This is a genomic window from Treponema sp., assembly GCF_024696245.1.
Lineage (GTDB): Bacteria > Spirochaetota > Spirochaetia > Treponematales > Treponemataceae > Treponema_D.
Window position 1 is genome coordinate 1 of sequence record NZ_JAILGZ010000100.1, and the last position, 7,491, is coordinate 7,491.

The window sequence follows — 7,491 nt, forward strand, 5'->3', positions numbered from 1 at the left end:
CTGGCAGTAATCGACGGTAAGGCAAAGTTAATAAGGGACGACTACTGTGACGGAATGGGAGACTGCCTTCCTGAATGTCCAAGAGGAGCAATCAGCTTTGAAGAAAGAGAAGCTGCTGAATACGACAGAGATGCAGTAGAAGCCAACATAAAAAAACAGAGGGAAGACCAGGCCCGCAAAATCATGAACTTAAACGGACTTCATTTTGAAGCAGCAGGCAGCTGTCCCGGAACTCAAATGCGCATGATTCAAAGACAGGAAAATACTGTTAAAAACCCTGCCCCATCAGCAATTACAGAAAGTAACTCCCAGCTTACAAACTGGCCTGTTCAAATTAAACTGGCTCCGGTAGAAGCACCCTACTTTAACCAGGCAAAACTTCTTATAGCCGCAGACTGTACCGCTTACGCCTATGCAGGATTCCACGAAAAATTCATTAAAGGAAAAGTTGCCCTTATAGGCTGCCCTAAACTTGATTCAATAGACTACAGCGAAAAGCTTACTCAGATTCTTGCAAACAATGACATCAAAAGCCTTACCCTTGTAAGAATGGAAGTACCCTGCTGCGGAGGTCTGGCAATGGCAGTACAAAAGGCAATTCAGAACAGCGGAAAATTTATTCCCTGGCAGATTATTACCATCAGCATAGAAGGAGAAATCCTGGAAGACTAAAACCTAATATAAAACTTAACCCTGAATACGTTTAAAAAATGCTCCCCCGTTTTCCTTTAACCACTTGTTCCATTTTTTATATTCAGGGTAAATGCTAAGAACTTCCTGATAAAAAGCTTTTGAATGATCCATATGATGCCTGTGACAAAGCTCATGGACAACTACACTGTCCAGCACCTGGGGAGGCATAAGAGCAAGAAGACAATTAAAATTTAAGTTACCCTCTGCAGAACAACTACCCCAGCGGGACTTCTGCAGACGGATAAAAATACGATTGTAAGTAATGCCGGCTTTTTTAGCATAAAACTCGACCCGGGGAGGAATTATTTTACGGGCCTGTCTTTTTAGTTTTTTAATATCCTCTTCTGACAGATAACCCATCTGATCTGCAAGCTGAGCCTGCTTACGATTTTTTATGAGATGTTTTAAAATCCAGTCTTTTTTTTCTTCAAGAAAATTAAGGGCATGACTCTCCGGACAAACAAGGGGAATCTTTACGATGACAATACCATCGTCATCAACAGAGATACTCATTGTTCTCCGGCGTGCCCTTATTATTTTATAGGTTACCTTCACAGTAATTCATCAGCAAGTTTTGCAAGAGCTTCTTCGTCACTGTCCTTAAGTGAAATCTTTACGGAAACCTTTGTCTCACAATAATTAAGTTCACTGCAGGATTCAAGAAGAGATGCCATTGTCTTAGCAGCAGCAGGAGCCCAGCTTGAATTTTCTATAAAGGCAACCTTTCTCTTCTGAAAGTTACGGTCTGTAAGACTCAGAATAAATTTTCTCATGGCAGGAAAAACTCCACCATTGTATGTTGTAGAAGCAAGAACAAGCTTTGAATAACGGAAGGCATCTGACACAGCCCTGTAAAAATCATCCCTGGCAAGATCAGCAAGAGCTACATTTTTACAACCCTTGTCTTTTAAAATTTCTGCAAGTCTAAGGGCTGCACTTTTTGTGTGACCATAAACAGAAGTATAGGCAATCAAGACTCCATCACTTTCTGCATCATAAGAAGACCAGGTATTATAAAGATTAACATAATGACTGATATTCTCTTTAAGCACAGGACCATGAAGAGGACAAATACAGTTAATTTCTAGAGCAGCAGCCTTCTTTAAAAGAGCCTGAACAGGAGCACCAAACTTTCCTACAATACCAAAGTAATAAGGACGTGCTTCTTCTTCCCATCCCTGAGGATCTTCATAATCAAGGGCGCCAAATTTTCCAAAGGCATCTGCAGAAAAAAGAATCTTATCCTGAACATCGTAAGTCATAATAACTTCAGGCCAGTGAACATTTGGAGCTGTAATAAATTTTAATGTATGCTTTCCAAGTTCAAGAGTGCTGCCTTCTGTTACCACAATCTGCCTGTCAGCAAAATCACTGCCAAACATATTCTTCATCATAGTAAAAGCCATTTTTGAAGCAACGATTTTTGCCTCAGGATAATTTTCTGCAAACTTTATAATATTTGCAGAATGATCCATTTCCATATGCTGAACAAGAAGATAATCAGGCTGTCTGTCTCCAAGCTCATTCTGAATATTCAAAAGCCATTCACCACCAAAATGCTCATCCACACTATCCATGACACAGACTTTTTCATCCTGAATCAGATAAGAGTTGTAAGACATTCCATGAGGAACAGCAAACTGTCCTTCAAATAAATCAATCTGGTGATCATTTACACCAACATAAGTTACATCCTGGCAAACTGTCATATTTTTCTCCATACATTTTTATTATATATGACATTAAACCCTAAACTGATTAATTTGTGAACCTATATCCCCAATAGAATCGTTCATCTTGCTGGAAATTCCATTAAGGGCAGCCCCTGTTTCGTTAATTTTACGGGCACCTGTAGACATTTCATCCATTCCCTGATTCATACTCATTGCTGCATTCTGAAGCTGCTGTACTTCCCTAAGAATAAGCTGGTTACCTTCTGACATTTCTGCAGAAGCATTCTTTACTTCAATAGTACTGTCGTTCATGCTGTGAAGGGCTGCAGTAATCTGCCTTGAACCTTCATTCTGTTCTTCCATGGCTGACTTAATCTGCATAACAAGTGCATCTGTTTCTGCCAGCTTACTGGATACAGCTTCAAAAGCAATACTTGCCTGGGAAGATGCAGTTACAACATCATTAATGGATTCCTTAATGTCATTAAGCTGATCTCCGATTGTCTTACTCTGAACTGAAGAAGTCTCAGAAAGCTTACGGATTTCATCTGCAACTACGGCAAAACCCTTTCCCGATTCACCTGCATGAGCCGCTTCAATTGCCGCATTCATGGCAAGAAGATTTGTCTGTTCAGCAATAGAAGCAATTGCAACGTTAGCTTCCTGAAGCATCTTGGACTGACTTTCTATCTGCTCTACCCTTTCGTTAACATCACGCTGCTTATCAATTCCAGCCTGAGCATTAGACCTTAACTCATTAAAGGAATGAGCCATCTTGTCAACAGAAATATTAACGGAAGAAATATTTCCAATCATTTCTTCTACAGCAGCAGATGCCTGAGTAACTCCACCCGACTGACTTTCTATCATACGTTCAAGAGAATCAATGTTGGATGCAATTTCATTAACAGCCCCTGCAGTCTGACTTACACTATTGTTCTGAGTTTCAATCTGCTTTTTCATACTGTCAATGTTTGCAATAATCTGAGTAATTGAACTTGCAGTATCTTCTACACTGGCATTCATATCAGAACCAACATTTTCAAGATTGTAATTGGATTCCTTTACCTTAGAAATTATAGACTGAAGTTTTTCTGTAAATGCATTAAATCCCTTAACAACGTTTCCAATTTCATCATGAGTCTTAACTTCAATACGTTTTGTTAGATCTGCATTACCACTGGCAATTTCTGTAATGGAAGCTTCAACAAGTTTAAGAGGTCTCAGACTGAATGTAATAAGGAAAAGACAAACAATTATTGCGACAATAAGAATGACAACAATAACAGTTATCATAGAAGCCATCATTGTTTTAATCTTACCAAAGAAATCATCATGAGGAGCCATACAGAAAACAGCCCAGTCACAGTTTTCACCTACAGGCTTATAGGCTGCAACCATATTCTTTTTTCTAAATGGTTCATAAAAAGTTTTAAATGAAGTATTTCCATCCATTGCATCAACAATTGCTTCGTGCATAGCTCCGGAAGTTGAATCCTTAAGGACCTGTCCGTCCTTAACATACTGAACATCTGCATCACCGATTGTTTTTCCAGACTTCATATTAATAATGAATGGATGACTTTCTTTACCGATTGTAATATCAGCACAACGTTTAGACAAAGTATCCCCATAGAATACAGCAACAATTGCACCGCTTATTTCATTTGTATTAAGATCCCTTACAGGAACACTATAAAAAATAAGAAGCTTTCCATTAATAGGGCTGACGTTAGGATCAGAAACAAAATGTTCACCTGAAATTGCATGAATAAAGTATTCACGCTTGGAACAATCAGCAATAGCACCGTCACCAGTTATGGACATACCGTTTTTATCATAGTATGTAATGTTTTCATAATTTGAATCAGTTGCTATAGCTTTTTGAATTGCTGCAACTTTCTCCGGCATGGTAACCTTTGGATCACGAATAATGGTCATACTGGCAAGAACATCCAGCATATGAAATTCCCTGTCATTAGAAAGCCTTACCTGATTAGCAACATCAGAAGCTATGGAAGACACAGTCTCTTCAACAGATTTACCTAAAGTTGAATTGGACATGGAATATGCAATAATACCAAGAACCAGATTAGATACAACTACAATTCCAAGTATCAAACCCATAAGTTTTGTTTTAAGACTGTTCAGCTTCATAAAATCTCCTGTAATAATAAAATGAATATTTAAAAATGGGGCCGGTCCATTACATAAAAAGCACCACACTTTTTACTAACGGACTGGCCCTTTAAATTGTAACCCCATATTATCAATAATACAAATGAGATTTGAAATTAATTATTGTTGTATATTCATACAAGAGAATTGCTATAAAACTTAAAAAGCAGGTTATTACAAACCATCGCTTTCTGTAAGGGAATCAGATGCAACAACATAATATGGCGTTGTTGCAGTCTTAGTCACTCCCCCAGAAGAATAGCTTACTGTTAATTCTTTAGCACCAGGACTGCTTGAATCAAAATCTGTTGTGAATTCTGTTACTGTAGAAGTAGAAGCGTCCTCATAAGTTGCAGTTACAACCATTCCATCAGTTATAAAATCTTCAGATAAATTATAATACAACTTACTTGGAGGAGTTGTTACTGTAATACTTGAAAGAGACTTTGATTCATTCTCGCTGTCTGGATCAATAATAATATCCCCCATAATATTACTGCAGGAACTTAATACTGAAATTGTAAGAAAAATAAATAATACATTTAAAACTCTTCTCATATCGAAACTCCCCCTTTTATTAATCAGAAACAACAAAGTGATTTTCCTTAAATCAATCTGTAGTCCTTTATTAATAGTGTAATTCGATATTTTCACTTTTCAAATTAAAATTAAAATTTTTATTCAGGAATTTCTTAAAAAAAAATCCCCGATACTATAAGCCTTGTGCAAGACAGACAATATCGGGGAATAAAAAGCCTTAAATCCTATACCTTAAAGAGGTCGATTTCATCTCCTATTTTGTTAATTGAACCCTTCATGTGGCTGGAAATATCTGACAGGGCAGCCCCTGTTTCGTTAATCTTCTTTGCACCGATGGACATTTCACCAATACTTTCCTTCATGGTTGCGGTGGCATTCTGAAGATTTTGAACTTCCTGAAGAATCTGTTTATTACCCTCAGACATTTCTGCAGAGGCAGTCCTTACTTCTACCGTACTGTCATTCATAGTATGCAGGGCATCTCCAATCTGACGACTTCCTTCCTGCTGCTCCTGCATTGCACTCCTGATCTGGCGCACAAGTTCATCAGTCTCCCTGATTTTATTTGTAACCTGAACAAAAGCTTCACTGGATTCCTCAGAAGCAGAAACTACATCTGCAATGGATTCCTGAATTTTTACCAGCTGAACTCCAATAGTCTTTGACTGTTCACCGGAAGTCTCAGACAGCTTACGGATTTCGTCAGCAACAACAGAAAAGCCCTTACCTGCTTCGCCTGCATGGGCCGCTTCGATTGCAGCATTCATGGCAAGAAGATTGGTCTGTTCCGCAATAGCAGAAATTGCAGTGTTGGCATCCTGAAGCATTTCTGACTGAGCCTTAATCTGCTCAATCCTCATGTTAACATCCTGCTGTTTTGAAGAACCTGTTTCTACGTTTGACTCCAGTTCTTCAAAAGAACCTGCCATTTTTTCTACCGACTGATTAACACTTGCAATGTTTCCAATCATCTCCTCTACCGCAGCACTGGCTTCTGAAACACCAGAGGACTGATTTTCAATCATCTTTTCCAGGGAAGTAATATTAGATGCAATTTGATTAACAGCTCCGGCTGTCTCATCAACACTGTTTGACTGATTCTGAATCTGTGAATTTACACTTTCAATATTTGCAATTATTTCTGTAATGGAAGCAGCTGTATCCTGAGTAACCTCTCCCATCTGAAGGCCGGCATTATTTAACCCATCCTTGGAATCCTTTATCTGACGAATGATTCCGTGAAGCTTCTCTGTAAATTCATTAAAGCCCGAAACAACATCCCCTACCTCATCTTTAGAAGTAACCTTAAGCCTTGCAGTAAGATCCGCATCCCTGGAAGAAATCTGAGTAATAGCCCTCTTAAGTTTTCTCAAAGGACGAATTGAATATCTGATTACAATACCTGTAAGTGTCAGCGAAAGAATTGTAAGAAGAACAAAAGCAACAACGATTCCAATCATAAGATTAGAAAGCTTTTCCTGAAAATCAGAAAATGGAACTGAACATGCAGCAATCCAGTTTGTATTTGGAATACGCTCCCAGGCAGACATCCACATCTTTCCCTGGTCTTCATAAATATCATGTCCTGTAGTTCCCGAAAGAAGTTTTGTAAGATGTTCCCCAAGAGTTGTTCCCTGATTTTCTTTTTCTATAGCACCAACATCCTCTACACCAACCTTCCAGTGATCTTCGTTTGCAAGTGAAATTTTTGTAGCCGCACTGATTACATAAGGCTTGCGGTCCTTTGACATAGGATGTTCCATACACAAGTCACTAAGAGAAAAACCATCTACTGCACAAATAAGAACATTAATTACACGATTAGAATAATCCTTTACAGGATAAGAGTAGTACATAAGAACAGTGCCGTCTTTATCTACAAAAGGATCAGTGATATTTAATTTTCCTGCTGATGAATTTAAAAAGAATTCAGTAGAAGCAAAATTTTCCATCTGCCCTTCATCATTCATGTAAGCATTCCCGTCCATATCAAGAATGTTCACTCTAAGATAATGTTTATCCAGAACCTGAGATTCTTTAACGATTTTATATTTTTCTTTTAATGAAAGCTGAGGATTCCTTATATCCGGAATTACAGACAATGTCTCCAGCATCCTCACTTCCCGCTCATTATTCAGATTCATATCTTTTGCAACTGCGTTAACTGAATGCTGCAAATCCGCATACATCATATCCTGCAGAGCCTGTGACGACTCTTTACTTACAATAAAACCGATAACAAAATTGGATACGATTGTTCCCACTAAAACAACAAGAATAATTTTAAAACTAAGACTGCGCATAGGATTTTTCATATGTCCTCCAGAATTTTATGCCATCATAATTATAATCCCAAAATTCCGGCTTTTAAATTAACATGTTAATATTTATCCTATCTAAAAAAAGA

At 38.1% G+C, this 7,491-nt stretch carries 6 protein-coding genes; 1 reads left to right on the forward strand and 5 read right to left on the reverse strand.

Going from position 1 to position 7,491, the window contains the following annotated elements; genetic code table 11:
* A partial coding sequence (locus K6D58_RS06960; protein ID WP_367182343.1) for an ATP-binding protein occupies positions 1-672 on the forward strand: 672 nt, incomplete at its 5' end.
* Between the two features lie 15 nt (positions 673-687).
* Here the strand turns inward: K6D58_RS06960 and K6D58_RS06965 are convergent.
* The 5 genes from K6D58_RS06965 to K6D58_RS06985 all read right to left on the reverse strand — a co-directional run bounded on the left by K6D58_RS06965 (position 688) and on the right by K6D58_RS06985 (position 7,399).
* A complete protein-coding gene (locus K6D58_RS06965; protein ID WP_296828963.1) occupies positions 688-1,206 on the reverse strand; it encodes a M48 family metallopeptidase in 519 nt (172 codons plus the stop codon).
* Between the two features lie 38 nt (positions 1,207-1,244).
* Positions 1,245-2,402, reverse strand: coding sequence for an FprA family A-type flavoprotein (locus K6D58_RS06970; protein WP_296828965.1), 1,158 nt, complete (start codon positions 2,400-2,402; stop codon positions 1,245-1,247).
* Between the two features lie 33 nt (positions 2,403-2,435).
* Positions 2,436-4,523, reverse strand: coding sequence for a methyl-accepting chemotaxis protein (locus K6D58_RS06975; protein WP_296828985.1), 2,088 nt, complete (start codon positions 4,521-4,523; stop codon positions 2,436-2,438).
* Between the two features lie 195 nt (positions 4,524-4,718).
* The gene (locus K6D58_RS06980) at positions 4,719-5,102 is read right to left on the reverse strand and encodes a bacterial Ig-like domain-containing protein (RefSeq protein ID WP_296828987.1); all 384 of its coding nucleotides are present in this window, start codon (positions 5,100-5,102) and stop codon (positions 4,719-4,721) included.
* Positions 5,103-5,308: 206 nt separating this feature from the next.
* Complete coding sequence (locus tag K6D58_RS06985; RefSeq protein WP_296828989.1) at positions 5,309-7,399, reverse strand: methyl-accepting chemotaxis protein; 2,091 nt, start codon at positions 7,397-7,399, stop codon at positions 5,309-5,311.
* Between the last annotated feature and the right edge of the window lie 92 nt (positions 7,400-7,491).